The organism is Vreelandella sulfidaeris (assembly GCF_042429665.1).
GTDB lineage: Bacteria > Pseudomonadota > Gammaproteobacteria > Pseudomonadales > Halomonadaceae > Vreelandella.
On the sequence record NZ_JBHMAC010000010.1, the window covers coordinates 819,271 to 845,501 of the forward strand.

General features: G+C 50.4%; 23 protein-coding genes and 7 tRNA genes. 19 read left to right on the top strand and 11 right to left on the bottom strand.

Annotated elements, in window-relative coordinates:
• Window positions 1-36: 36 nt before the first annotated feature.
• Genes ACFFLD_RS08680 through ACFFLD_RS08690 form a run of 3 tightly spaced genes read right to left on the bottom strand, consistent with a single transcriptional unit; the run spans window position 37 to window position 2,980 of the window.
• Entirely contained in the window at window positions 37-1,362 is a 1,326-nt protein-coding gene (locus ACFFLD_RS08680) for a TRAP transporter large permease (RefSeq protein ID WP_386039179.1), read from the bottom strand.
• 3 nt (window positions 1,363-1,365) lie between these two features.
• Entirely contained in the window at window positions 1,366-1,875 is a 510-nt protein-coding gene (locus ACFFLD_RS08685; RefSeq protein ID WP_386039181.1) for a TRAP transporter small permease subunit, read from the bottom strand.
• Between the two features lies 1 nt (window position 1,876).
• Window positions 1,877-2,980 carry a TRAP transporter substrate-binding protein gene (locus ACFFLD_RS08690; RefSeq protein WP_386039183.1) on the bottom strand — a complete coding sequence of 368 codons (1,104 nt, stop codon included), beginning with the start codon at window positions 2,978-2,980 and terminating at the stop codon, window positions 1,877-1,879.
• A 343-nt stretch (window positions 2,981-3,323) separates the two neighbouring features.
• On the opposite strand from ACFFLD_RS08690, the gene ACFFLD_RS08695 reads away from it, so the two are divergent.
• From ACFFLD_RS08695 to ACFFLD_RS08775, 17 genes are all read left to right on the top strand, one after another.
• A tRNA-Glu gene (locus ACFFLD_RS08695) sits at window positions 3,324-3,399 on the top strand.
• 73 nt (window positions 3,400-3,472) lie between these two features.
• Window positions 3,473-3,547: transfer RNA gene (locus tag ACFFLD_RS08700), tRNA-Gly, on the top strand.
• A 3-nt stretch (window positions 3,548-3,550) separates the two neighbouring features.
• Window positions 3,551-3,626 (top strand) — tRNA-Glu (locus tag ACFFLD_RS08705).
• Window positions 3,627-3,650: 24 nt separating this feature from the next.
• A tRNA-Gly gene (locus tag ACFFLD_RS08710) sits at window positions 3,651-3,725 on the top strand.
• Between the two features lie 245 nt (window positions 3,726-3,970).
• A tRNA-Glu gene (locus ACFFLD_RS08715) sits at window positions 3,971-4,046 on the top strand.
• Between the two features lie 31 nt (window positions 4,047-4,077).
• Window positions 4,078-4,152: transfer RNA gene (locus tag ACFFLD_RS08720), tRNA-Gly, on the top strand.
• A 580-nt stretch (window positions 4,153-4,732) separates the two neighbouring features.
• Window positions 4,733-6,124, top strand: a complete 1,392-nt coding sequence (locus tag ACFFLD_RS08725; protein ID WP_386039185.1) for an NAD-dependent succinate-semialdehyde dehydrogenase — start codon at window positions 4,733-4,735, stop codon at window positions 6,122-6,124.
• Window positions 6,125-6,348: 224 nt separating this feature from the next.
• Complete coding sequence (locus tag ACFFLD_RS08730; protein ID WP_386039187.1) at window positions 6,349-7,356, top strand: ABC transporter ATP-binding protein; 1,008 nt, start codon at window positions 6,349-6,351, stop codon at window positions 7,354-7,356.
• Window positions 7,353-8,126, top strand: coding sequence for an ABC transporter permease (locus ACFFLD_RS08735; protein ID WP_386039189.1), 774 nt, complete (start codon window positions 7,353-7,355; stop codon window positions 8,124-8,126). The genes ACFFLD_RS08730 and ACFFLD_RS08735 overlap by 4 nt, the downstream gene beginning before the upstream one ends.
• 81 nt (window positions 8,127-8,207) lie before the next feature.
• Window positions 8,208-9,041 (top strand): NADPH-dependent 7-cyano-7-deazaguanine reductase QueF, encoded by an 834-nt coding sequence (gene queF / locus ACFFLD_RS08740; protein ID WP_386039190.1) that lies wholly within the window; start codon window positions 8,208-8,210, stop codon window positions 9,039-9,041.
• Between the two features lie 121 nt (window positions 9,042-9,162).
• On the top strand, window positions 9,163-9,723 hold the full coding sequence (locus ACFFLD_RS08745; protein WP_386039192.1) for a nitroreductase family protein: 561 nt from the start codon (window positions 9,163-9,165) through the stop codon (window positions 9,721-9,723).
• A gap of 9 nt (window positions 9,724-9,732) precedes the next feature.
• On the top strand, window positions 9,733-10,236 hold the full coding sequence (locus tag ACFFLD_RS08750) for a YiiD C-terminal domain-containing protein (protein WP_386039194.1): 504 nt from the start codon (window positions 9,733-9,735) through the stop codon (window positions 10,234-10,236).
• 116 nt (window positions 10,237-10,352) lie between these two features.
• Window positions 10,353-10,440, top strand: a tRNA-Ser gene (locus tag ACFFLD_RS08755).
• A 316-nt stretch (window positions 10,441-10,756) separates the two neighbouring features.
• Window positions 10,757-11,347 carry a hypothetical protein gene (locus ACFFLD_RS08760; protein WP_386039196.1) on the top strand — a complete coding sequence of 197 codons (591 nt, stop codon included), beginning with the start codon at window positions 10,757-10,759 and terminating at the stop codon, window positions 11,345-11,347.
• Complete coding sequence (locus tag ACFFLD_RS08765; RefSeq protein ID WP_386039198.1) at window positions 11,329-11,856, top strand: hypothetical protein; 528 nt, start codon at window positions 11,329-11,331, stop codon at window positions 11,854-11,856. The genes ACFFLD_RS08760 and ACFFLD_RS08765 overlap by 19 nt, the downstream gene beginning before the upstream one ends.
• 57 nt (window positions 11,857-11,913) lie before the next feature.
• Complete coding sequence (locus ACFFLD_RS08770; protein WP_386039200.1) at window positions 11,914-13,548, top strand: hypothetical protein; 1,635 nt, start codon at window positions 11,914-11,916, stop codon at window positions 13,546-13,548.
• Window position 13,549: 1 nt separating this feature from the next.
• Window positions 13,550-13,852: a YkgJ family cysteine cluster protein gene (locus ACFFLD_RS08775; protein WP_386039202.1), complete on the top strand. Its 303-nt coding sequence runs from the start codon at window positions 13,550-13,552 to the stop codon at window positions 13,850-13,852.
• A 100-nt stretch (window positions 13,853-13,952) separates the two neighbouring features.
• On the opposite strand, the gene ACFFLD_RS08780 is transcribed toward ACFFLD_RS08775, so the two are convergent.
• Window positions 13,953-14,213: a hypothetical protein gene (locus ACFFLD_RS08780; protein ID WP_386039204.1), complete on the bottom strand. Its 261-nt coding sequence runs from the start codon at window positions 14,211-14,213 to the stop codon at window positions 13,953-13,955.
• Here ACFFLD_RS08780 and ACFFLD_RS08785 point away from each other — a divergent pair.
• Both ACFFLD_RS08785 and ACFFLD_RS08790 read left to right on the top strand, forming a co-directional pair.
• Complete coding sequence (locus tag ACFFLD_RS08785; protein ID WP_386039205.1) at window positions 14,212-19,254, top strand: AAA domain-containing protein; 5,043 nt, start codon at window positions 14,212-14,214, stop codon at window positions 19,252-19,254. The two genes, ACFFLD_RS08780 and ACFFLD_RS08785, sit on opposite strands and share 2 nt — an antisense overlap.
• Window positions 19,255-19,412: 158 nt before the next feature.
• Window positions 19,413-20,870 (top strand): hypothetical protein, encoded by a 1,458-nt coding sequence (locus ACFFLD_RS08790; protein WP_386039207.1) that lies wholly within the window; start codon window positions 19,413-19,415, stop codon window positions 20,868-20,870.
• Between the two features lie 770 nt (window positions 20,871-21,640).
• Here the strand turns inward: ACFFLD_RS08790 and ACFFLD_RS08795 are convergent.
• The 7 genes from ACFFLD_RS08795 to ACFFLD_RS08825 all read right to left on the bottom strand — a co-directional run bounded on the left by ACFFLD_RS08795 (window position 21,641) and on the right by ACFFLD_RS08825 (window position 25,995).
• The gene (locus ACFFLD_RS08795; protein WP_386039209.1) at window positions 21,641-21,967 is read right to left on the bottom strand and encodes a hypothetical protein; all 327 of its coding nucleotides are present in this window, start codon (window positions 21,965-21,967) and stop codon (window positions 21,641-21,643) included.
• A gap of 178 nt (window positions 21,968-22,145) precedes the next feature.
• A complete protein-coding gene (gene radC, locus ACFFLD_RS08800; protein WP_386039211.1) occupies window positions 22,146-22,643 on the bottom strand; it encodes a RadC family protein in 498 nt (165 codons plus the stop codon).
• Between the two features lie 90 nt (window positions 22,644-22,733).
• The gene (locus ACFFLD_RS08805) at window positions 22,734-23,345 is read right to left on the bottom strand and encodes a lambda exonuclease family protein (protein ID WP_386039213.1); all 612 of its coding nucleotides are present in this window, start codon (window positions 23,343-23,345) and stop codon (window positions 22,734-22,736) included.
• A gap of 37 nt (window positions 23,346-23,382) precedes the next feature.
• A complete protein-coding gene (locus tag ACFFLD_RS08810) occupies window positions 23,383-24,171 on the bottom strand; it encodes an ERF family protein (protein WP_386039215.1) in 789 nt (262 codons plus the stop codon).
• A gap of 73 nt (window positions 24,172-24,244) precedes the next feature.
• Window positions 24,245-24,421, bottom strand: a complete 177-nt coding sequence (locus ACFFLD_RS08815) for a hypothetical protein (RefSeq protein ID WP_386039217.1) — start codon at window positions 24,419-24,421, stop codon at window positions 24,245-24,247.
• A 139-nt stretch (window positions 24,422-24,560) separates the two neighbouring features.
• Window positions 24,561-25,529 (bottom strand): DUF932 domain-containing protein, encoded by a 969-nt coding sequence (locus ACFFLD_RS08820; protein WP_386039219.1) that lies wholly within the window; start codon window positions 25,527-25,529, stop codon window positions 24,561-24,563.
• 133 nt (window positions 25,530-25,662) lie between these two features.
• Entirely contained in the window at window positions 25,663-25,995 is a 333-nt protein-coding gene (locus ACFFLD_RS08825; protein WP_386039221.1) for a hypothetical protein, read from the bottom strand.
• Between the last annotated feature and the right edge of the window lie 236 nt (window positions 25,996-26,231).

Below are 26,231 nucleotides of genomic sequence, written 5' to 3' on the forward strand. Positions count from 1 at the left end.
CATGGTTATTAACACTATTGCCTAACCGTGTGTCATTTACCAGCCGATGGCCTCAGGTAGCCAGGTTGCAATGCTTGGAAAGGCAAAGACCAGTGCAACGGCGAGAAACTGTAGGCCGATAAAGGGCAGCGCACCTTTGTAAATATCCAATGTGGACACTTCTTTGGGGGCCACGCCTTTGAGAAAAAACAGCGCCCAGCCAAAAGGGGGAGTGAGAAAAGATGTTTGCAGCACCAAGCCAACCAAAATCCCCAGCCACACCATATCGACCCCCATCTGGACAAAGAAAGGTAAAAACAGCGGTAGGGCAATATAGCTGATCTCAATCCACTCCAGAAAAAAGCCCAGCACAAACATTAGCAGCAGCATAAATATCAGCGCACCCAGCTCGCCACCGGGCACCCAGTCGAACATGCGAGCAACCAAGTGTTCTCCGCCCAAACCACGAAATGCCAGCCCAAACACCTGAGCGCTGATTAAAATAAAGAACACCATCGCCGAAATGACGAGAGTGGCTTTAGCGACCTCTTTGAGTAGTGCAAAGGTTAGCCGTCCGGAGCAGGCCACAAAGACCAGTGCTCCCAACGCACCCATGGAGGCTGCCTCGGTAGGCGCGGCAATGCCGCCAATGATCGATCCCAGCACGGCAAACACTAATCCTACCGGAGGACCCACCACGGTAATGACTTTGCGAAATAGTTGGCGTCGACCCATGGCCTTGCGCTCCTCGATGGGAATAGGAGGCATCAGGTCGGGGTAGAAGTAAGCGATGACCAGAATGGCAATAATATATACCGCCGCCAGGGTCAGCCCCGGGATCATGGCGGCTGCGAACATCGTGCCGACCGATTCACCCAGAATTTCCGCGAGCAGAATTAGCACCAGGCTGGGCGGAATAATCTGGCCCAGGGTGCCGGACGCGCAAATCATGCCGGTCGCCAAGGTTTTTGGGTATCCTCGACGTAACAGGGTGGGCAGGGTGAGTAAGCCAAGGGTGACGATCGTTGCACCGACAATGCCGGTAGCGGCCCCCAGCAGCACGCCGACTAAAATAATCGCCACGCCCATACCACCAGCAAGGCCGCCGAATAGGTGACCGATGACATCAATCAACTCTTCGGCCAGCTTCGACTTCTCCAGCATCACCCCCATAAACACAAATAGCGGTATCGCCATAAAAGTGTAGTTGGTGACCACGCCGTAAATACGCGATGGCAACAGATTAAACAGCATCGGGCCAAAGCCGAGATAGCCAAAGAAAAAAGCCGTGGCGGCGATGCTGATACCCACCGGAATACCGATTAACAGGAACACGAAAAAAGCCACGATCATGCCGATCGCTAGCCATTCATTGGGAGACATGCGTTATTCACCTCGTGTGGGCAGGGCGAAAGCCTGGCGCAACGCGTGGGCCAGTCCTTGCAGTGCGAGAAGGGCAAAACCGAACGGAATCAGCGATTTGAGTAGCCAGCGCAGAGGCAGCCCACCGGGGTTAGGCGACGCTTCGCCGCGGGCGAACGACTGGGCGATCCAGGGCAATGTCAGCCAGGCGATATACAGGCCCATGACCAACAGCAAGAGTCCTCCGATCACCTCAATCACCCGTTGTAGGCCCGCTGGAAAACGCTCATAAAAAACGTCCACGCGCACTTGCTCGCCCATTAATAGCAAATATGACATGCCAAACAGTGCGATAGGTGAGATCAGGTGCCATTGCAACTCCTGAAGCCATACCGCACCAATGCGGAACACATAGCGCATGAAGACATCGCCAGCGACCAATCCGACTAATACCACGCAGGTCCAGGCGGCGATCCAGCCAAACAGCCGAACCACCGCCTCAACTCCGTGGACAAACATTGCCACGGCGCGCATATCAGACTCCGATAATGTCGTTTAGCCAGGCACGTTCGCTAGCACCGGCCCAGCGGTCATGATTAGCCTTAAACGCCATGTAGCTATCGTGTACTTTGCGCACGAGGGGGTCGGCGTTTGCTTCACTCGCCAAGGTATCCTGAGTGGCTTCGCGCAGCGCATTGACGACCGGCTCCGGCAATACGCTAGCGGTGACGCCTTCGTTGTCTACCAGGTCTGTCATGGCCTCACCGTTGACCGCCTCAGACCAGGTGACGCTCTCAAGGCAAGCCGCCATGCATGCAGTTTTGACGATCATTTGCAGGTCGTCGGGCAAGCTGTCCCAGTGCGTCTTTGAAATCAGCAGCTCTCCTGTGGTCGCCGGTTCATGCCAGCCGGTCGTGTGGTAGAACTTGGCGGCGTTATGCAAGCCCATACGTCGGTCTTGGAAAGGACCGACAAATTCCGCTGCGTCGATCACGCCCCGCTCCAGGGCAGGGAAAATTTCACCCCCCGGAAGGACTCGGGCATCCACGCCTAATGATGCGTAAACCTTGCCGGCTAAACCTGGAATCCGCATACGTAGGCCATTGAGTTGACCAATATCCTCGATCGGTTCGCGGAACCAGCCGGTCATCTGGACACCGGTGTTATTCAGCGGAAACGCCACCATGCCATAGGGTTCATACACCTCATGCCATAGCTCCAGACCACCGCCGTGGTAGAGCCACGCCATATGACCCATAAAGCTCATGCCAAACGGTACCGTGGTAAAATATTGGGCGGCAAAGGTAGTGCCTGACCAGAAGTAGCTGTTAGCGGCGTTCATCTCGATAGTCCCGCTTTGGACAGCTTCAAAGCCTTCAAATGCCGGTATTAACTCACCAGAAGAGAAGTGCTGAATATTAAGCCGTCCACCGGACATGGCGTTGATTTTGGCGATTACATCGGTAGGGCTGCCAGGGCCTTCTACATAAAAGGGAGAACCAGGGGAGTAGGCGTTGGTCATGCGCCAATTAAAGCGCTCATCGGATTGCGCGCGAGCAATGGATGGCGCACCTAATACCAGGCCAGCCGTGGAGGAAACGGCGGCGGTAGTAAGAAACTTGCGGCGGGATAAGGACATAGCACACCTCATAATGGGGAAGTCAGTCGCTTGAGTAACCCAATGAAGTAGCAAAGGGTGTGCCATAAAAATCGATTTTATTATAAATAAAAGTTTTTTAAGGCTTTTATAGGTGAGTGATAAAACGCTAAGTATCGGAAAAATAATTGCTTGCACCGTTATGTCACTTATAAAAACTAAGGGGGCACTTTAATCGGGCACCGGAAACGTTGCATAGGCGCTTGGGGGAAAAGGAATAGAGGTAGGTGATTGATAGTTGGTCGCTAAGCTAGTTGTGGGAGAGTGCTTGACAGTATAAGAAGGTCTGAGTAACATACGCGCCACCTCGACGAGGCAATGCAACGTCCCATTCGTCTAGTGGTCTAGGACACCGCCCTTTCACGGCGGTAACAGGGGTTCGAACCCCCTATGGGACGCCACTTACTCTTGTTAACGTAAGCTATTGCTAACGTAAGTTTTTATCAGAGTAAGGGTCGTCAAGGTTATCGGAATGCGGGAATAGCTCAGTGGTAGAGCATCGCCTTGCCAAGGCGAGGGTCGGGAGTTCGAATCTCCTTTCCCGCTCCAAACGTCCCATTCGTCTAGTGGTCTAGGACACCGCCCTTTCACGGCGGTAACAGGGGTTCGAACCCCCTATGGGACGCCACTTCCGATAGTCAGCATTCTATAAGCGGGAATAGCTCAGTGGTAGAGCATCGCCTTGCCAAGGCGAGGGTCGGGAGTTCGAATCTCCTTTCCCGCTCCAGTTTTAGCAGTAAAGGACGGTAGGCGAGGGTCGTGAGCTGGAACGCCAGCCCGGTCGAATCACCTTTCCCGCTCCAGATTTAGCAGTAAAGGAACGGTAGGCGAGGGTCGTGAGCTGGAACGCCAGCCCGGTCGAATCACCTTTCCCGCTCCAGTTTTAGCAGTAAAGGACGGTAGGCGAGGGTCGTGAGCTGGAACGCCAGCCCGGTCGATATCTCTTCCCGCTCCAGATTTGATAGCCATATAGTCCCATTCGTCTAGTGGCCTAGGACACCGCCCTTTCACGGCGGTAACAGGGGTTCGAACCCCCTATGGGACGCCATCTTGCTGACATATGCAGCAGTGTTAGCGTTGCGGGAATAGCTCAGTGGTAGAGCATCGCCTTGCCAAGGCGAGGGTCGGGAGTTCGAACCTCCTTTCCCGCTCCATTTAGTATGTGTGGTTAAGAGTGTCGCCTTGCTAAGGCGAGGGTCGGGAGCTGGAACGCCAGCCCGGCGGAAGGCCGCCCCGTCGAATCATCTTTCCCGCTCCATTTCGATAGCCTATAGTTCACCTTCTCCGCTAAGCCTCTACTATCCAAAAAATCTCCGATTTCACTGCCTTATATGCAGTCTTCGTCAGCGCTCCCTCCTGTCAGGCTATCATCGACGTTCTAAATCATGTGAAGCTTGCTGCTTTGATGTTGGCAATTAGGCATCTTATTAATTTGAAGATAAGCCGTTAACTGGCGCTATCACTTTCTATTACTTTCTATTGCCGTCAGCGCCGGTCTCCACTGAGGCACGGCGCGGTGTGCGTTCACAACCAAAGCGCACGCAGATGTGATCCACGACAATATGCAAGTTCGTAGCCTTGGCTATGATGGTGATCCAACGGTGCATAGCCTTGACTGGGATGTCTACCAGAACGGGGTAGTCCAGAGTAATCGTTTTTTCACCGTGATTTAGGGTGCCCTGCGCGCGCAAAACTGATGCCACACAGATAACCCGGTTAACAGAGGATTAAAAAATGGCTTATGCAACGACCAATCCCTATACCGGGGAGACAATCAAAAACTTCCCCAACGCAACGGATGGAGAGATTGCTCTGGCGTTAGATCGCGGCGATACAGCATTCCACAACTGGAAGAACACCCCCGTCCAGCAGCGGGTCGCTATCCTGAAGAAAGCGGCCGACTTGCTGCGCGCTAATAGCGAGGAGTATGCAAAACTACTGACCCTGGAGATGGGCAAGCTGCTGGGTGAGGCTCAGGCGGAGGTCGAGCTGTCAGCTGCGATCTTCGAGTACTACGTCGAGAACGCCGAGCGGCAGTTGGCACCTGAGAAGTTGCCGTCCAAGGATCCGGTGGTGACCGAGGCCTGGCTAGTGCACGAGCCGCTGGGCATTATCCTCGCGATAGAGCCGTGGAACTTCCCTTATTATCAGATCGCCCGGATCATCGCTCCTCAGCTTGCCGCCGGTAACGTGGTAGTACTCAAGCATGCATCCAACGTCCCGCAATCGGCTGCGCTTTTCGAGAAGCTGATGCTTGATGCTGGCTTGCCGGTTGGCGGGTTCAAGAATCTCTATGCAACGCGCGAGCAGTTGGAAGCCATCATTAACGATCCACGCGTTCAAGGTGTTGCTTTGACCGGTTCTGAAGCAGCTGGCGCGGTGGTTGCTGCACAGGCTGGCAAGGCGCTGAAGAAGTCAACGATGGAGTTGGGCGGCGCCGACGCGTTTGTGGTGCTGGATGATGCCGACATTGACAAAGCCGTGAAATGGGCCGTGTTTGGCCGCCACTGGAACGCGGGGCAGGTGTGCTGTTCGTCCAAGCGGATCATCGTCGTCGAGGAGGTCTACGATGCCTTCCTGGAGAAGTACAAAGCCAGCGTCGCCTTACTCAAGGCAGGGGATCCTATGGATCCGACGACAACATTAGCGCCTTTGTCGTCCCAGAGCGCAGCGGACGATGTCCAAAAGCAAGTGGAAGATGCAATTAAGCATGGTGCTACGATGACCGTAATCGGTGCCGCAATACCCGAGCGCGGTGCATTCGTACAGCCCGTGCTGCTGACGGACTTGACGAAGGACAATCCTGCTTACTACTGGGAGTTCTTTGGTCCGGTATCTCTGGTGTTCAGAGCCAAGGACGAGTCCGAAGCCATCGAGATCGCCAACGATTCTCCCTTTGGGTTAGGCGGGTCAGTGTTCACGCAGAACATTGAGCGAGGTCGTCAGGTGGCGGCTCAGATGTCTACCGGCATGGTTTACATCAATCACCCAACGGCAGTGAAGGCCGACTTGCCTTTCGGTGGCGTTCGTCGCTCCGGCTATGGCCGCGAGTTGATCGGCCTCGGACTGAAGGAATTCGTCAACCACAAGTTGATTGGCGTTACCGACATCGACGGTCAGTTCTGATCGTCGTACTCGGGAATACAATGTTATTGTAATTTTTCTTGCCAGCACGCCCGAAGTGGCGGTCCCGCCTAGCGCCTGGTTTAAATTTCTTCCCTGATGCATCAGCTACTTGTTAGGTGATGCTATCTGCGTGTCTAGCGCTTGCCTCAATAGCGCACCTTGAAAATCTCGTTTGCGCCCTAATATTTAATCTTCTCTTCTAATTTTGCTGACAGGACATGTTCATGGCCGAACCGGCATTGTCGATCCGTGGCCTTACCAAAGTATACGGTAACGGTTTTCGGGCACTCAAAGGTATTGATCTCGACGTCCAGCAGGGCGATTTTTTTGCTTTGTTGGGTCCTAATGGCGCCGGTAAATCCACCACGCTGGGCGTGGTTTGCTCGCTGGTGCAAAAAACGGCGGGCAACGTTTCCATTTTTGGTATTGATGTCGATAAAGACTTCGCCAAAGCCAAGTATCAGTTAGGCGTGGTGCCTCAAGAGTTTAATTTTAACCAGTTTGAAAAAGTATTAGATATCGTATTGGCACAGGCGGGCTATTACGGGATGACCAGTCGCGAAGCCTTGCCTCGTGCCAAGCAGTTGCTGACTGACCTTGGTCTATGGGACAAGCGCAACGGCAGTGCACGCATGCTCTCAGGCGGTATGAAACGCCGCCTGATGATTGCTCGGGCATTGATGCATCGTCCCAAGTTGCTGATTTTGGATGAGCCAACCGCCGGGGTGGATATCGAACTGCGGCGCAGCATGTGGGAATACATGCGCCGGATTAACCAGGACGAAGGGACCACCATTATCCTGACGACTCATTACCTGGAAGAGGCCGAGAGCCTGTGCCGCAATATCGCCATTATTAATAATGGCGAGATCGTGCGTAATACCAGCGTGCGGGGGCTGCTGGCCGAGCTTAATACCGAGACCTTCCTGATTGATATATCGGAACCGATTACCGAGGTGCCCAGGATAGAAGGGTTTGAGCTACACCAGCTGGAAGCGACCCAGCTGTCGCTGGTGGTGCACCGTGGTCAGCGCTTGAATGATGTGTTTAGTGCGCTGAGCGAGCAAGGCGTGCAGGTCGTATCAATGCGCAACCGCGCCAACCGACTTGAGGAAATGTTTGTGTCGATGGTCAAGGGAAGCGGCCAGGGAGCAATAGACCAGCCCGGTAAGGGCAGTGATAGCACGGCGAATCAACACTCAGATAAACAGAACAGGGAGACCCAGGCATGAATGCCAGTCAAACATTAATTGCCCTGTGGACGCTGGTACTCAAGGAAATTAAGCGCTTTACGCGTATCTGGCCGCAAACACTGCTGCCGCCATCGATCACCATGGCCATGTATTTTATTATTTTCGGCAATCTGATTGGTTCTCGAATTGGTAGTATGGACGGCTTCAGCTACATGGATTTTATCGTCCCAGGGCTGATCATGATGTCCGTGATCACCAACAGCTATTCCAATGTGGCATCGAGTTTCTTTTCCAATAAATTTCAGCGCTCGATTGAAGAGATGATGGTCTCACCCATGCCGAACTGGGTAATACTGTCGGGATTTATTTTTGGCGGTATGGCGCGAGGCCTTGGGGTTGGGTTGATCGTTACCGTCGTGTCACTGTTCTTTACCCGTTTAACCGTGGAGCATCCGCTACTGACGGTGCTGGTCGTGGTACTAACGTCAGCGCTGTTCTCCATTGGGGGGTTTATCAACGCCTTACTGGCCAATAAATTTGATGATATTTCTATTGTGCCAACTTTTATTCTTACCCCGTTAACCTATCTTGGTGGTGTGTTTTACTCCATCTCCATGCTGCCGGATTTTTGGCAGAACGTTTCCATGCTCAATCCGATTTTATACATGGTGAACGTTTTCCGTTATGGCTTCTTGGGCGTCTCTGATATCCCGGTTGGCTGGGCGCTCGCAGCGATTTTCGGTTTTATAGTGGTGTTGTTTGCCGCCGCACTGATCATGCTGGACCGCGGTAAGGGGATCCGCAGCTAGCTGCTTGGCATGTTTTTGAGTCTGTTTTTTGAACACGCTGTTGTGTAACTATTGAATAAGCACTAAGAGAGCTTTTGCGCTATGGCACATCGCCCGGATACCTTGGAACACGCGCCGTTAGGGCGCGATACGGCTTATCCTGAGCAGTATACCCCGACGCTTCTTTACCCCATTCCTCGTGCCGCCAACCGTGAGCCGCTTGGGATTGTTGAGAGCGCGCTACCGTTTGTGGGCGAGGACGAATGGCACGCTTTTGAAGTGTCCTGGCTTAACGCGCGCGGCAAGCCTATTGTGGCCGTGGCGCGCTTTCGCCTACCCGCGAACTCGCCCAATCTGATTGAATCTAAATCCTGGAAGCTTTACCTCAACAGCTTTAACCAATCGCGGTTTTATAGCCGCCAGGAAGTGATGGAGACGTTCGCCAACGATCTTGCCGTTGCGGCAGGGGCGGAGGTGAGTGTCGAGCTGTTTGATGTCGATGACTCAGAGCTTGCAGCACAGCAACTGCCAGGCGAATGCCTGGACGGTTTAGATATCGCAGTAAGCGATTACACACCTAGCAGTGAGCATTTGGTGGTTGGCAACGAAATCGTTGAGGAGACGCTCTATTCGCATCTGCTTAAATCTAACTGCCCGGTTACCGGCCAACCCGATTGGGGCAGTGTGCTGATCCGTTACCAAGGTCCCAAACTTGATCGCGAAGGGTTGCTGCGTTATTTGATAGGATTTCGACAGCATCAGGATTTCCACGAGCATTGCGTAGAGCATATCTTTACCGACTTAATGACCCATGCCAAACCAACCCAGCTATTGGTGCTGGCGCGCTATGTTCGCCGTGGTGGATTGGATATTAGCCCCTGGCGGGCAACGCCCGGGTTAACGCCGCCTACGCCGCTGCGCCTGGCAAGGCAGTAAACGGCGATGATATAAATGGCGTTGTTATAAATGGTCATAGTACCAATGGCGATAGTACCAATGGCGATAGTACCAATGACGTTGCTACAGTAGCCACTCACGATTGGATTTGGAGTTATTCATGGACGCACTTACGCTTCTTCACGAACGTAGCTCAATGGGCAAGCTGATGGAGCCGGCGCCTAGCGCTGATCAGCTTAGCGCCATTTATCAGGCCGCGCTTCGCGCCCCCGATCACAAAGAGCTACGTCCCTGGCGGTTTATTGAGTTCAGCGGAGAAGGGCGTGAGCGACTGGGCGAGCTATTTGCCGAAGCGGAGTTTCAGGAAGACCCCCATGCCGACGATGAAACGCTCAACTCAGCACGTAAAAAACCGCTGCGGGCGCCTATGGTGATCGCCGTGATCGCCAAGGTAACGCCCGAGATCGCTAAAGTGCCCAAAATGGAGCAGGTGATTTCCGCGGGCTGTGCCGCCCATGGCATTCTGTTGGCGGCTCACGCGCTGGGCTTAGGCGCCATGTGGCGTAGTGGCAAGTATGCATTTGACCCGGTAGTGCGCAAAGGCTTCAGTCTGGAAGAGGACGACGAAGTGGTTGCGTTTATCTACCTGGGCTCGCTGGGCGGCCGACATAAGCCTGTGCCGCAACATAATGTGACTGATTTTGTTGAACGCTGGGATTAGGAAAAAGCTATGTCCCGACAGCCGGGCGTTCCGCACCCTCGTTTGCCGCTGCCCGAAGGCAAGCCAGAAGACCTGAAGGCGTTTCAGCAATGGCTGGGCGATGCCATCCCGATGGTAAGTGCGCTAGGCATTGACTCCATGACGCGCCACGACGACACATTGACGTGGCAACTGGCGTTGCTGCCAACCCTTAACGACAAGGGCACCGGTTTCGGCGGCGCGCTCTCAGCACAAACCACCTTGCAGGGCTGGTGTTGGGTCACATTATGGCTTCGTGAGCGGGGCATCGCGCAGGATGTGGTGGTGGCCGAAGCGAGCCAGCGGTTTCTCGTCCCAGTGACGGGCGATTACCGTTTGGTATGCACGCCCAGCGAGCCGCAGGGTCCCGCTCAGCTTGCTAGTGCGCTTGCCGAACGCGGCAAGGGGCGCCTCTCACTGACCCATCAACTCTACTGTGGCGACGTGCTCTGCTTGGAAGCCAACGGCCACTATGCCGTGCTGACGTCGAGGTGAGGTTACCGCCAGCTAAGCCCGAAAAACCTGAAAAGGCTTGCTATTTCACGGCTTAGGCCATAGTATGTGCGCCGTTCTGACGCGAAAGGCTAAGCCTTTTAATAGCGCCAAAACACGGAGGGGTGTCCGAGTGGTCGAAGGAGCACGCCTGGAAAGTGTGTAAGTCGTAAGGCTTCGAGGGTTCGAATCCCTCCCCCTCCGCCAAGAATATAGATTAAGCCGCTGATTCCAGCGGCTTTTTTGTGTCTGTAATTTATCCAGCCCATACTTAAGCCCATACTTTGGTTTTGGCTCCCTTCGAAATGCTCAGGATTAGCTTGGACAAGCTTTACTCAATTCAGCACGTCAGAACACAAAATTTGGCCTTTAGTCGTCTTTTGTTCAATTAGGTATGCCTGATTAGATATCAATTTGATACCCTAAGTTAAGTGGGCTGAAAATCACCGGCAGCGCCTTGTAGGGAACACGCTGAATCACCCACAAAATGGTCAAGCAGATATCTTAATACGAGGGAAATTTTATGCCGCTTCCACTAATTCTTGGCGCAGGCGCACTGGCGTCTGCTGCTTATGGTGCCAAGAAAGGCTACGATGGTTATCAAAAGCATTCCGAAGCTGATGAAATTGTTAAGAATTCTCAGAAGCGTTACGAAACAAAAAAAGCGTCTTTTGATGAGCAAGAAGAAGAAACCACTGGTATTTTGGCTACGCTAGGAAAAAAAGAGCTTGAAATTGGCAAGCGTTTGAGTGAATTCAGTACGTTAGCTGACGAGCTTTTGCAAAAATTAAGCGAGAATCGTCATAATAAATTAGAAATCAATATCCCTAAGCATGAGCTAGCAAAAATTGAAAGCTATAGCTATACCGCAGTCGGGGTATTAGGAACGGTTACGGGAGCAGGGACAGCAGGGGCTGCAACCGGATTCGCTGTCTATGGTGGTGTTATGGCCTTGGGCGCTGCATCTACTGGTACACCAATTGCTTCACTTGCTGGAGTTGCTGCAAGCAAAGCGACCATGGCGGCCATTGGCGGTGGTTCATTAGCTACAGGTGGGATGGGTATGCCGGCGGAACCGCTATTTTGGGTGCTTCAGTGGCTGCTCCTGTCTTAGCTATCGCAGGTTGGGCTTATAATAGCCATGGGGAAAAATCACTCAAGAATGCCCATAAGGCAGGCAATGAAGTCGATGAAGCTGTCGAGAAAATGGATAAAGCTATTAAACAGCTCGAAGAAACAGAGGAATATACGCGAAAAATAAGGCGTACTCTGAGAGCTGTTTATGGCCAGTTCAATCAATATTTTGACAGCCTTAAGGATATTGATAATTTCTTACAAGATATCAAAGGCAGAAATGCTGATGTAGACGCAGAGCTTGCTAAGTTCAACGATGAAATTCTACGTATAGTAGAGAACGGTTATGCATTAGCCTCGATCTTAGTAAATATGATTATGACACCAATTTTCAAGCCAAAAGAAGTAGATGGCCAAGTTGCTATAGATCAAGATGGCGTGCCTGAAATGCAGGAAGATGACAATGGATTCATGATTGTGAATGGTGCTGAGTTGGATGCAGCGCTATCTCAGGCCAAGATAGAAGCAAGTGGAATAGAAACGGCTTAATGCTTTTTAGTAAGGGGGATTAATTCCCCCTTTTGTTTAGCTTTTTTGGACTTTATTATGCATTCGAAGGCAACTACATATCCTTGGGCGGAAGAGCTAGAAAAAACCGTAGTAAATAGCTTGGCTACAAGTTTTGGTTTGGATTTTTTATTATTTCAAGATAAAAAGGGCGGTGAGGTCGATACTGTTCATAATGTTCGCCAAGGGGTTTGGGCGACAAATGATGAAAAGGATCGCTACGATAGTCGGGAAAAATACGACAGAGAAAAATTAGGGTTTAATAAACATAAAAATTTTAAAGAAAAAGGTGAGTATGATAAAAGAATTCAACAATCGGGTGGGTTGAAAGATTCTTATACTGGAAATATTATTATAAATAAAAATCATGAGCGACATCTTGATCATGTTATATCAGCAAAAGAAATATACAATGATCCTGGTCGTATACTAGCAGGCACCTGCTCAGTAGAGCTGGCTAGTCACAAAAATAATTTAAAACCCACCCAAAAAACAGTCAATACGTCTAAAAATGACATATCTGTAGAAAGTTATCTCTCCGTTCTTCCTGATCGCATTAAAAATAAAGAAATGGATCTGGCCCAAGAACAGCATCGCTTAGCTAGTATGCAAAATAGCACTCCTCAAGAGCAGCATGAGTTTCGAAAAAAAGAAGGTGAAATTCGTAAGAAAAAAGAGACAATCGAACACCTTAAATCGATTGATCCTGATGAAATGCGAAAAGCGGACAAAGCTGCACGTCAACCTTATAACCAACAGATAAATAGAGAGTATTACACTAGCAGTCGTTTTTTGAAATCAACTGCTAAATCCTCAGGTGTGGCCGGCTTGAAAATGGGCGTTCGCCAAATGTTGGGTCTAGTGTTGGCTGAAGTCTGGTTTGAGCTTCGCGAACAACTTCCTTCTATCCTTGAGAAAATGAAAGATGGTTTTCACCTGGGAAAATTTTTAGATAGTGTCCAGGAGTCCCTGCAAGGGATATGGAAAAGAGTTCAGTCACGTTTTAGAGATTTTTTAATTAGTTTTAAAGACGGTGTTTTTGCAGGTGTGATGGCTAGTGTTTCCACTACTTTATTTAATGTTTTTGCCACTACCCAACGTATGGCAGTTAAGATTATCAGGGAAACTTGGGGGCAGTTAGTTAAAGCTATTAAAGTTATGGTGTTTAATCCAGAAAAACTGGATTTCGTTGATGTTTGTAAGTCAGTCGTGTCAATTTTGTCTGTAGGGGCTTCAGTCATTGTAGGAACAATAATTTATACCCAACTTTTGCCTTTATTTAGTTTCCCGTTTGGTAGCGAGTTGGCTGCATTTGCAAGTGCATTAGTTACAGGAGTAGTTACTTTAGGTCTTAACTACCTACTTCTTTATAGCGAGATGGCTAGAAAAGTATGGGACTATATTGAATCAATTATGCCCCATGCAGGTACAGTGAAGAAATATCAGGAAATTAATGCTGAACTAGATCGTTATTTGCTTGAGATGAGCCGTTTTGAGTTTAATTTAAACCCCGTTGAACTTGAAGAGTTTTCCCAGAAATTGAGTGCTTTCAATGACGAAGTCATGCGAAGCTTATTTCTGAAAGAAGAGATCTCCAAAATGGAAATAGAGCTCCCCTACGAGATTGGTAATAGTGAAAGTACTCGTAAATGGTTATCTTCAAGGTTGAAGTAAGATGTCTTCTTTTCCCTGTACCCAGTGTGGTTTGTGCTGTCAGCACGTTTATATATCTGAAGAAACTCGCTTCTTAGACCGTGGCGATGGAACATGCCGGCATTACAGTGAAATATCTAAGCTTTGCACTATTTATGATGAACGCCCGGCAATATGTCGGGTTGATTATATGTATAATAATCATTACTTTAAGGTGTATGCTTGGGAAGAGTATGTGGAGTTAAATAATCAAGTTTGCCAAGTTTTAAAGAAAAATAATGAAGTTTCACTCATTTCTGCTGAGAATATAACTGTTGATGAATGATGGTTTTGAGTTGATTGATAGGTTTTTAGTGTGATGTCTTGGGCACTGAAGCGATTGAGTGATTGGTATATTATTCTGAAAAGGGCAGGGGCATAGCACCTCATCTTTTAGTACCCGCAGGGCATGCAGCATATAAATTGATAAAAGCTCTTGTTGATAAACAGATTGAGAAAAATTGCTCTTGCAATCGAGGAGGCCAGAAATGAGGCTGTGCATGAAGCAACCATATCAGGATGGCTTCGATAAAACCTTGTAACGTACCATCAAGTAAAATTGCAATGTGTTGAAGTTCACCGCCTATGAGTTCGAGAGTAAGTAGGCCAAATTTTTTGGATGTTGTTAAGTCAGGTGAGGGTCGCATGTGTTCCTCTAGCACTGAATTCGATGCAGAAAGCATCAATAAAGCCAGCAAAAATCTGGGCGGCCTGTTGGGCTTTGCGCAGGAAGTCTTGACAGCGCGTTCTAAGGTCCAAATGGAGATGTCATCTGGACTTGGCGTGTTCCGGGAGCAGGATATCTCGGGGCTGCCGGGCACTCATCTGGATGCTCAGGATGGGGCTTGGCTGAGGCTGGAGCGCCAGCGAGCCACGCGTCCTCCAGAGCCAGCGAAGTATGTGGCTGCATTTCTTGCCAGTCTCGAGGATGACCCTGATAAACGACCCGAGCTTCTGCCCGCAATTTCCCTGGAAGTGTCGATTGAAGAGGCATCAGACCTAGTAGAAGCTGAACTGCTTCGGTTTGATTACATACGCGAAGTGACCGAGGAAGGTAAAGCCCTTAAAGAGAGGGTCAAGGTCACGTTGCATGTAGAGGATTTTCTTGAAGTGCAGAAGGGGTTCGAGGCTTATTTCACGGGGCCTTGGGCAATTTGGTCAGAGTCAGAAAAGCCGATTAGGAAGGCCATTAAGCTCTACAATGCCTTGTTTACGCTGCATTCTGCGATTCATTCAGCGGAAAGCACTCCCCCTGAGCTTGTTTGGGGGATTGGTAATGCACGATGGAGAGTGAATGGCAATGTCGTTGACATGCCTATTCTTGAACAGCTTCTAGATGTCGAGGTTGAGGAAGGAGGCGAGATTGCATTTCGTCCGAGGGGCCTCAAGCCCAAGCTGAGTCTGAAACCTTTCATCGAACTCGATGTGGAGGGAGCTCCCAAGCTACAACACTCTCTACAAGGCAGCCTAGCTAAAATTCTCGAAGATGAAATTGAATTTTCACCTTTTGATCCTACCTGGGAACCCTTGCTTTCCGCAGCGGCTGCGCAGCTGACTTCTAGCGCCGAGCATATTTCCAAGGAGCTGCTCGACAGCGGTACAGAAATACCTAAAATAAGTGACCAGCTTACCATTACGTCTAGCTGGGCCATATTTGGTCGGCCGCGTTCCTCTGAGGCAAGAGAGCAGGATCTCGAATCCCTGCGTCAGAAGGTCGAGGAAGTTTCAGAGAAGGTTCCAGTCTCACTACTGGGTTTTGCATCGACGCCGCCAAAACAGGAAGTTGAAAGCTTCGGAGATTTCGAGCTGGACTCAAATGTCCTGCAGGCTGGGGGTGCGACTAATAGATGGGAAGCGCCAATTGGTTCTATTTCCGACGCTGATTTTGCTCGGAAGGAGCGAAAGGAGGAAGAGAGTCGGCGTGTTCATTTCTTCCCTTTGCCCTTCAACCAAGAGCAGGGAAGAGTTATCGACATGCTGGAAACGGCAGACGTTGTCTCTGTAACTGGACCTCCCGGAACCGGCAAGACGCACTCTATTGCTAATATCATCAGTCACATGATGGCAACAGGTAAGCGGGTATTAGTTACCGCCCGCACGCCGGAGGCGATTGCTGCCGTTCGTGAGAAATTACCCGAAAGCCTACGTCCTCTGGTAATCGCTTCGGTGGGGACTGACCGTGAGAGTGCAGAGCAGCTTAAGTCAGCTGTATCAGAGCTATCCGACAAAGTCATCGGGATGGACAAGGAGGACGCCAAAAAAGAGATGAGGCGGCTGGAGGGGGCTATCGTCGAGTGTGATCGGAAGGCAGGCGAAGCCGATCAGAAACTTGCCGCTATCGCTAAAGAGAACTTGGCGCCTCTTTTATGGAAAGGACAGGAGCTTGCTCCGATGGAATTGCTGGGTGTCCTCTCAGAAGATGAGAAGAGATTCGGGTGGTTCAGCGATCGTCCTTCAAACCAACCACCTACTCAGCTTAGAGAGGCACTACAACGGCTGAGCGGTGAGCTCCCGGCTCTGGCTCCCGACATCGTATATGCCGTAGCCAATATTCCATCCGTCGAGGAAATACCTACGACACAAGCGCTGATTGAAGCACATGATGCTGAGCTGGAATATTGTGCGCAAGAGAAACCGGATTACAGCGGTGCACCGACCATGGCGCGAGATTCTGCTGATGTCGACGACATTGGTGCAGAGCTCCTGGCTGATCTGAAGAACCTTCAGCAGGGCTTAGCCAAGCTGGATAATCATCAGCAGCGGATGGTCTCTGCCGCCTGTTCGGAAGAGATTGGTGACGATGTCGGTCCTTTAATGTTGAAGAACACGGCAGCGTTCATCGATGAGCATCGATATCTAGAGCTCGCCGCCAAGGTGACTTATGAGCTCGGGAATAGCTCGGCCGGTGAGTTGACTGAAGCAGCTCAGCGTGCGGCTGCCGGTCAGAAACCGGTATCATTCGGGTTTTTCAATAAGCCATTAAAGGGAGCCGTGGCCTCTATTAAGCTGGGAGACCAACCGCCTGATGTTCGAGAGGACTGGATGGCGGTGCATATTGCCAGCAGGCTAGAGGTTGATCGTGAGTACTTGGTAACCGAGCTATCACCGCTTATCGTAGGAGAATATATTACTGAGGTGCCGTTGCATGGGCCTCAGATAGCGGATTATTTGGTCAGTTGCAGAATCAGCATCGATACAGCCATGCAGCTTTCCTCCTTATTGGGCAAGGTGGTGAGTACGTTACGGATGCTCTTCCCTTACGGGCTGGACCTGGACTCCATGGTGGTTCATCTTGATTTGAGTGATGCCATCCTCGCTCTTGAAGCCAATCTGCCGGATAGCTATCAGACCCCTAAAGCTATCCAAATGCTTGATAGATTGGATTTGCATGAAGAAGTCCCTATCCACAGAGTGCTAATAGATCTTAGTCGTGGTTTGGGCAGTTCTGATCTTGATCACGCTACTATCGTCTCCTTGAGGGGGGAACTGACCCATGAGCTGAAGCGTGTCGGAGAATTATCTTCACGTCTTCAGCAGCTCGAGCGCGATCTTGAAGCAATAAAAGTAGCTGGAGCTCCCGACTGGGTAGCTCGCTTGAGAAATAATCCATTGGAAGCGGCCTTGCTGATTCCTGATGAATGGGAAGCCGCCTGGGGGTGGGCGATCATGCGTGCGCGCATAGACCGTATTATTGCCCTCGGGAATGGAGACGAACACCGTACCGCTAAGGCTGAGCACCTGGCTCGACGCCGCAGGCTCTTTGAGCAATTGATCAGTACTCGAACCCTTCTGGGATTGGCCCAGCGAATGACTCCGACTGTCCAGAGTGCCATGGCGGCATTTACCCAAGCCGTTTCAAGGATCGGCAAGGGAACCGGCAAGAATGCGCCGCGTTTCGTCAGAGCTGCTCAGGAGGCTGCAAAAGAAGCTTCGAAAGCGGCTCCAGTCTGGGTAATGCCGGAGTACAAGATCCCCGAGCAGTTGCCCCCTCAGTTGGGAGAGTTCGATCTGGTCATTCTCGACGAGGCATCGCAGTCCGATATTACAGCCTTGGCGGCGCTGGCTCGTGGCAAGAAGTTATTAATCGTGGGCGATGAAGAGCAAGTAAGCCCCAGCAATGTCGGTATCCCTTCTGAGCGTATTAACGCCATTAGGGCCGAGCACTTGCACGGCTTGCCGAACTCTAAATTGATTGATGAGAATACATCAATCTTCGAGATCACCATGCGGATGTATCCGACTAGCCATCTTGTCCTCAGGGAACATTTCCGTTGCGTGGCGCCAATTATTCAGTTCTCGACCCGGTTTTATTCTAATCGCCTGATCCCACTTCGAGTACCTAAGGCATCTGAGCGATTTGATCCACCGTTAGTAGATGTCTACCTTCCCCATGCCAAGCGTTCCGGAAAAACCAATAGGGATGAAGCAAACTTTATTGTTGATGAAATTGCCAATATCGTTGCTGACAATGCACATAACCATCGAACAATCGGCATCATTTCGCTTTTGGGAAGTCAGCAGGCTGAACTCATAGAGAGGATGCTGATCGAGGATAATCGTATTGGGCCTGAGAAAATTGCTGAGCGTGAAATAATTGTTGGTGATGCACGTATCATGCAAGGTCAAGAGCGTTCTGTTGTATTTCTCTCTATGGTGTCGACACCTTCCCAGGTGATGTCACAAAGCAAGAAGGCCGATCAGCAACGTATTAATGTGGCGATGAGTCGTGCAGCAGATCGGCTTTACCTAGTGCGCTCTGTTCGGTTGGAAGACTTGAAGTCACAAGACATCAAGGCAGATGTCATTAAACATTTCCACGACCCCATGCCTGAGGGAAGAAAGTATTCAGGTGCTGACCTGTTAGAGCGCTGTGACAGCGGGTTTGAGCGTGAAGTTCTTACTATGCTCCTTGATGCTAACTACCGCGTCAGGCCTCAAGTTGAAGTCGGAGGATTCAGAATAGACCTAGTAGTCGAGGGAGCTGAGGACCGACGCCTTGCCATCGAGTTGGACGGTGATGCCTTCCATGGCCCAGAAGTATGGGAAAAGGATATGGCTCGCCAGGCTATTCTGGAAAGAGCTGGTTGGGTGTTCTGGCGGATATTTGGTAGCCAATGGCGTGCCCAGCGGGAGTATTGGTGGAATCAGCTATTAGAGACGTTAAGTCGAATGGGTATTGAGCCGATCGGTGCTGAGTCAATTGACGAGCGATTTACTGAATTTCGAGTGGTTGAGCCCTTTGGGGGAGAGCCACCTGAAGAGTCCGCAAGTAACGAAAAGTATGCTGATCTGGTGGAGCCCAACGGTAAAGCTGATGGCGGAGGGTCTTCACCTTGGGACTTCCAAGAGATAGCAAAAACTACTGATAACGCTCAAAAGCCGATAGAAACCTCGCAGCTAGACTTGATAGATTCTTCAGTGAGTCATATGGATGCTCGTAAAACTATAGATAGTGCTGATCCTCCCAAAGTGGTTCAAGTTGGAAGTCGAGTGGTTGTGGAACAACTATTTGGTGACCATAAGGTTTTGAGCTTCACTATAGTGGAAAATTACAATGCGCCTCAGAAAGGGTTTCTCGGTAGTCACACACCATTAGGAGAAGCGTTGATTGATGCCGTTGAAGGAGATGTGGTGGGGTACTATCAGGGAAATGATCATCGGACGGTCAATCTGGTTGAGGTTTCTTAAGAACCCGAATTCAACTAATAAGGGCGGCACCGATGTCGGCTGATCACTTTTCGATTGCGCCTGCTCAGGCGCATAACCACTGGTCAGACCGTTGCGCTTTATCTCGCGGTTAATGGTGCTGCTGTGGATGATTACACCTGCCTGACGGTATTTAGCTGATGAACAGAGAACGTGACAAACCCTGCCTCAATAATGGGAGCTTTCTGTTTCGATTCAGAAGCGCCAAGGCGCTTCTGGATGAAGTCGCTGGGAATGGTGGCTTCCAGGAGCTGGAGAAACAGACGATCTATTTCGCCAAACCGGAGCAGCTGAATGATCCCATGGAAGGCCTCAGTGACGCCTTCTGGGATGGGGATGACGTGCTTTGGGAAAACTTTTTCAACCACTATGCACTATCGTTGCTTTGGTATTCGCACAAATGGCTACTCCACGAGGCCGAAGACATTGATGAAGCAAGCGTCGATGCCTGGCTGACTGAGGAAGACCTTCCGACCGAAAAGTTCCGGGCTCTATATCATGAGTTCTGTTCAGACGTGTGCTCTACCATCAAAACATCCGAGCTCGCCCGGATATTAGGACGTCGAACCCTACCTCTGCGAAGAGAGCGCCTGTCAAACTTACTGTTTTTGGTTCATCAGAGTGCTGTGCCGCACTTATTTCGTTTGCTGAAAAAATACGGCCTCGTGAGCTCAGAACTTCCTACTGCTGCTTCAGGTACGAATCCAGTGAAAACGACACTGGAATGTTGGGAAGAAATCGCCCTCGCCCCTCCAAAGATTGATATGCCAGTCGAAGATCAGCTTGAGCTTATGTCGAGCATTAACAATAGGATGAGCCATCAGCTCGACCTGGGCATGCTCACTCGCCTTAAAAGTACCCCAAAAGCGCAAAAATTGCTTGCTCTGATGTCTAGATTCCCCGAAATGTACGTTGATGCATTTCTAAAAGACCTTCATTTTAACCCCTGGCGTGTTGCCTGCTTTAGCCGCCAGTGCCAGAATGCCTCCATGTGGGGAACATACGGGAGCGAGCATCGTGGCGCCGCACTAATATTTCGAACGGAACAAAGGGAAGGCGATCATTATTTCCGTGTCAAGGGGATGACGGGGGCTTCAGGTTCAGGAGCTGATCTAAAAGTTCACAACGTTGCATACGGCAAAAATCCTCCGCCACTCGATAGCTTCCATATGATCGGCAGACTTCCGATGGCCAAGCTGGAAGCCACTTGGATGACTACACAAGATGGACGCGTCAGTACCCGATTGAGCGAGATGACGGATGATTTTGAAGCTTGGCAAACACGCTATTGGGACCATGCGTTTAAACGTCTCTCATGGAAACATTGTGATTGGTCGCATGAAGATGAGCGGCGTTTAATAGCTTATTCCGTTTTGGGCGATGACCCGCTGACTTACGATTTTTCCCAACTGGAGGGGATTGTGTTTGGAATGCGGATGAGCAACGAGGACAAACTGAGAGTGTTGAGCATTGTGGAAAAAAAATGTCGGGCAACTGGACGTACCGACTTCCGTTTTTTTCAGGCCTACTATTCCCCCTCAAAAGGCGAAATGGATATTAGCGAGCTTAGACTGCTCAAGTTTGATATCGAGGAATGAATTGCTCACCCATTAGCGAAAAATTCTGTTGTCCGTCAAGGTTGACGGTCTTATGAAGTCCCAGCTTTTTGCTTTCTGAAACCTCTTATCGCTTGCTGCAGTTACTTTACATGGCACTCGCCGAGAGCTTAGTAACTCCCCAAAGAGCGGCAGAGTTGCTGGGTATAACTCTTCCTAAAATCGAGGAAATTTTAGCCGCACCTGACTAGATTCTAATTTCCACACTGTTTTCAATTAGGTTTTAATGTTAGGGCTCACTCAATCCTGTGGCGTGAGATCAAGTACCGTTGGCTGCCGCTAACCGCCTATGTATCCTTTAACAGGCTCGGTGAAGCGGTCAAAAAAGTGTGCAGGGGCTACGGTAACGAATACTCGATTACTTTTGGATAATCACTTAAATGTGAAGAAAATCAATTTGTTCTGGGTGAAATTGACGGAAAACTAGCGGAGATATTAAATAGCTGTGAAAATGCTAGTGAAGAAATAGATGTGTTTCTGCATCAAGGTTATTAACAGCAGCGAGAATGATTTATTGAAAAAGTGGCTTTTTTGAAAAAGCTAACTAAAAATACAATTTGTGATGTAGTAGAGCCGTTCCATAAGGGACGGCTCGTATTTTCTCTCAGTTACACAAAAATTAATACCTAGGTTTTAATAATCTGGAATTCGTAATCTTTAGCTCTGCTCATAATTTAGAATGCCAGCTCATAAGACTTACAAAAGCTAAAGGTGCGCATGGCCTCGAGCTAGTGGCTGGTTGGTGTACTTGTTTAAAGTAGGGTAGGGTTAAACTTCACCGGTGATGAGAGTTGGTACGATGGGATTCTAATTCCAGCCTTAGAAAGGAGTTCTCTAAGTTTTATTTCTGCTATAAAGTTCTCATCACATTGGAACTGTATTTCTCCACTGTTGAGAAAAAATTCTAGCATTTCTGCATCTTGATCTTTCTCTTTTAGTTCATCAAGTTCAAGAAGTTCGTTATATGCATCTTCTTCTTCAGCCTTGCACATATAAAAAATTTCTTCTTGTTCTTCAATTTGTTCGGGCGTAAAGCTGTCGTCCAGTTCGCGATGAAGAGCGGTAATTTCACTTGGCATAGTGTTTCTCAGTCATTAAGTTGGTGTGTGTTTATGCATGATACGTGTGATTTTTTTTTTGATAAAGACTGCTAAAAGAAAAACACTATATTAGACTGGTTTGGACAAAAAAAGAGCAAAGGTTATGCCGGCACTGCTCTTTAGAAGCAGCACCGACACTATTTCACAGAGAATATTTCTAGAGATAACCCATCTCAGCAAACGACTTGCACCCGTCACTTCCCACCACTACGTGATCAATTACTCGAATATCCATCAATCCCAGAGCCTCTTTGAGTCGCTCGGTGATTTTCCTATCTGAATCACTAGGTTCAGGGTCACCGCTAGGGTGGTTATGTACCAAAATGACGGCAGCAGCGTTGTAGGCGAGTGCTGCTTTCAGCACTTCACGTGGGTAAACGCTGGCAGCGTCGATAGTGCCACGAAACAGCTCCTCAAAGCGGATAACACGGTGCTGGCTGTCGAGGAATAACACGCTGAACACTTCGTGCTCGTAGTCTTGAAGCAGTAATTGCAGATGCTCGAATGCCTGCGATGGCTGCGTGATCTTGCGGCCTTTGGCGAGTTTACGCCGTGCAAAGCGCTTGGCCATGGTGATGATGTCAGTTTCGGTAACGGGCGATGTTACAAGGTAGGTGCCCGCCACTTCCCCGGCTTTGAGTTTGCCGTGTGTCATGGTTGCCTCCAATAAATAAAAAATGCCGGGGTGGTGCCCCCGGCATCTATGTCGTTAGATAGAGTTTTGAAGTTTGAGGTATGGGTTCCGTCACGCAGCCATCACTTGGTTGATGCGCCGCTCCATCTCTTCATGAAATGCTTCGACTCGTTCAGCAATCGTGCGAATCATGATGTCGTCACGGTAGGTACGTTTGATAAACAGCGGCATCCCCGGCCAATAGCTCACAAAGTCGATCCATTCCCTTTCGCTAACCCATAGGCCACCCTGGCATTGGGGTACGTGCTCATCAGGTATTTCTCCATTCAACAGCACTTCGATTTGGAACTTGGGCAGCTTGGTTTTGATTTCTAGCAGACCGTTAGCGTCTACCAGGCTGTCTGGCGAGTAGCCCACCTCGTGATTAAGGATCAGGCCTACTTCCTGGGGCTGGGGTTCGCCGGTGGCATCGCAGTAAAGCGCACGTGCCACGCCTTCCAACTCATGGCCACGACGGGTATGCGCGTTGCCCTGGAATGGCTCGGCCAGTTCGCCGGTTATGCGCTCACCGATCAATTGGTGCATATAGGTAATGGCCCCGGCACCCAATCCACCAGGGCCTTTGCCCTTAACCAGTAGTGACTTTAGCTCCGACATGGTAACGCGCCCTAAGCGCGCCGCCAGCCATTCAGGGGAGCCTTGCGGCATATTGAGGATCTGCATAAACACCTCCTTTACTCAGATAGGGTTGGTGCGCTGTTCACTTAACGGCTCGCTTAGAAAGGGATGCCCGGAGCTTGTCGAAGTCGCTATACGGTACTTGCACAGCTGAGCCGTACTTGCCGCTGAACCACTCCTGGGTCGTTGCGGGGCATTGGCTGATCAGTCGTTGGATTTGGCCTGCCTGGAACGGTGTTATCGTTTTGATACCCGCCTTGGTACTGGCGTTACCGTTATCATCCTGGCCGCGTGTGGTGATGTTGAGTAGTGCAGAAAGGACATAGCGCTTGCCGTAGCTGGTAGAGGAACCAAACGCCTGCACGGCGTTCTTGTTACCACTCATATCCGCAGGCAGGAGCATGCTGGTCTCTTCACGGTGACCATCCTTGTGCATCAGCACCCCCGTTACTTGGATTCCGCGCTCCTGCGTCTGAATACGAAAGCTCACCGCAAAACCGTACTTCTGCATGATCGGGCGCACGGTATCGACAATATCTTCCAGCGTGGCGTAGAAGCCGTTGTTAGTTTGCCCGCGCTCTTCAATGCTAGGCAGTTCGGTCTGCATGGCCGCCATCGCAGCGCTATAGGCCATCATGGCCTGACGGTCCATGACGCGTTCCTGCATTTCAAGAAGCCTTTCAAGCTTGTCGATATCGACGTCAGGATTAAGAGCAGCACGCTCGATTACCTGGATGATCGCGGTGCTTTCTGCGGTAGAGGACGACTCAACGGGGGATGCTGGTACAGCGGTGACGGCGGCGGCTTTGGTAGTGGTTTGGGCCGTTATCGGACGGGAAGAAGAATTTACCACATTAGATGATCGTGCCATGGGGCACCTCCATTGAAACAAGAAATGGTGGTGATGCCGTGTAGCCAGGCATCGTTATGAAGTGATCGCGGCATTACTCCGCTAAATGCTGGGCTAGCTCATTGGCTTTAATAGGCACTAGCCGTACCTCTGCTCGATAAAACGTGCCTTGAGCGCAGACCACGGTGTCAGCGCGATGGGTATGGTTGGCTATTAGCTCCTCGGTCAGGCGCGTTAAAGCAACTTCAATGGCATGGGAAATAAACGTCATGGCAGTACCTCGCGGCATAAGCCCCACAGCAAAACGCCCAGCCTTTGATGGGCTGGGCGTTTATGCCGGGGAGATGGTGGATATCATTGGTTTGGAAAATCGCAGTAAGGGGTAGAACGACGCCCTACCGATAGGTTGGTTAAGACACTAGCGCTAATGCGGCATCCAGAGCTTCTTGCTTGAGCTGGGCGCCTTGGCCGAACCAAGCCGAGTCCATACGGGTGTCGTTGCTGCGTGCCCGTTTGTCGTGATCCACGTACTCGGTCACGGCGTTAAGCAGGCCCCAGGCGGTGTCTTTGGCGGTAACCAAGTGAGAACCCCGGCCTTCACCGTGGTAGAGCTTCTGTACCTTATTCAAGGCACGATAGTTGGGCAGTTTGGAGGGATCATCTAAAGGCTTCTCAGCCCCACAAATCACCGACTGGAAATAGTGCTGTGCTTCATGGTGATCAATCTTGCGTTCTGCCAAGGCCTTCATGCGGTACATGAAGTCGTTCCATTGCGAGACAGAAATCCCCAACTGGCTCTTAACTGCTCGTGGGTCGAACTCAGACCGATGGGGCACCTTAACCGCTTGCGAGGTGCCATCCACGGCAATCTGCAGCGTGTTATTACACACCACCCTTACCGTGGTAGGTGTGGCCATGGTAGCCAGCGTGCCATCACATGAGGTGGCCAATAGCAGGTAGTCGTTAACCTCATCCTTGCCTTTAAGCGAGGTGCTTAAACCACTACGTGCCAAGGCCCAGAACTTACGACCGCCTTTCAGTACCCCAGCGGTTTCTAGCTCATACCCAGCGTATTCGGTGAGGTCCCGGTAGAATTCCAGAATCTCTTCAGGTTGAACCACCTTATAGCGCTGGGACACCACCGATAGGGGTACTTTGGTATCCGAGCGGTAGAGCACCTTTTGTTCAGGGAATGAGTGAATGCTGCCTAGGTGGCTTGCACCCTCGGCAATAAAGCGTACCGGGGCTTCTTCAATATGCCAGTTCATACCGGCCTGTTGCTGCCAGATTTCCAGCGGCTGATGACGAGAAAGTTGCTGCCCCAGGCCATGCCAAGGGGTATCGCCAACGTAAGCCATTTGTTCAACGAGATGGGCCATTACTAACTCCTTTAGGATTTTCAACGTTAATGAGCGCGCACGGCATAGCGGCCCGCCCTTAGAAAGGCGGGCAAGCGAATGCGTGTAGAGGTAGTCGTCGTATTAAGCGGCAGAGAAGCCCGCTGCAAGGGGGTTATTCAGCGTGGGGACGAAAGGTGCAGTCACAGGCACAGCAGGCGTAGTTATCGAGCATTTTCTGATCAAGCTCATGGCCCAGTTTGGCACCGGCAACACCCAAGGTCGTGCCGCCTAACAACCCGCCAAATACAGCACCGGATAGACTACCTATTGTAATGCCTACAGGCCCGACCATTGCGCCGACCAGCGCACCTGCTTTGGCACCACTAAGGGCACCGGCTGCCCCAGAAGCAGCACCGGCGGCGGCCCCAGTGGCACCGCCAAACTTTCTGCCAACATTGCGGGATATAACGTGTGGTGAACCACAGTTAGGGCAATGGATCGACATGATAATTTTCCTCCAAGGACAGCGAATGGATGCGTATCAAGCCATTCCTGATAGCTTCATGGAGGTAGTATGTGGCTGAGATTTTTTTAATTAAATCAGCCTATTCAAACAGGGGGTGACGTCGCTTTGAAGCGACAATTACTTGCTGTGCACGACGCTAACTTTTTGACTTCGAAAAGCATAAATCATGGTGTACAGCCGTCGATAAATACAAAAAACGCCGTAATACCCTTTGG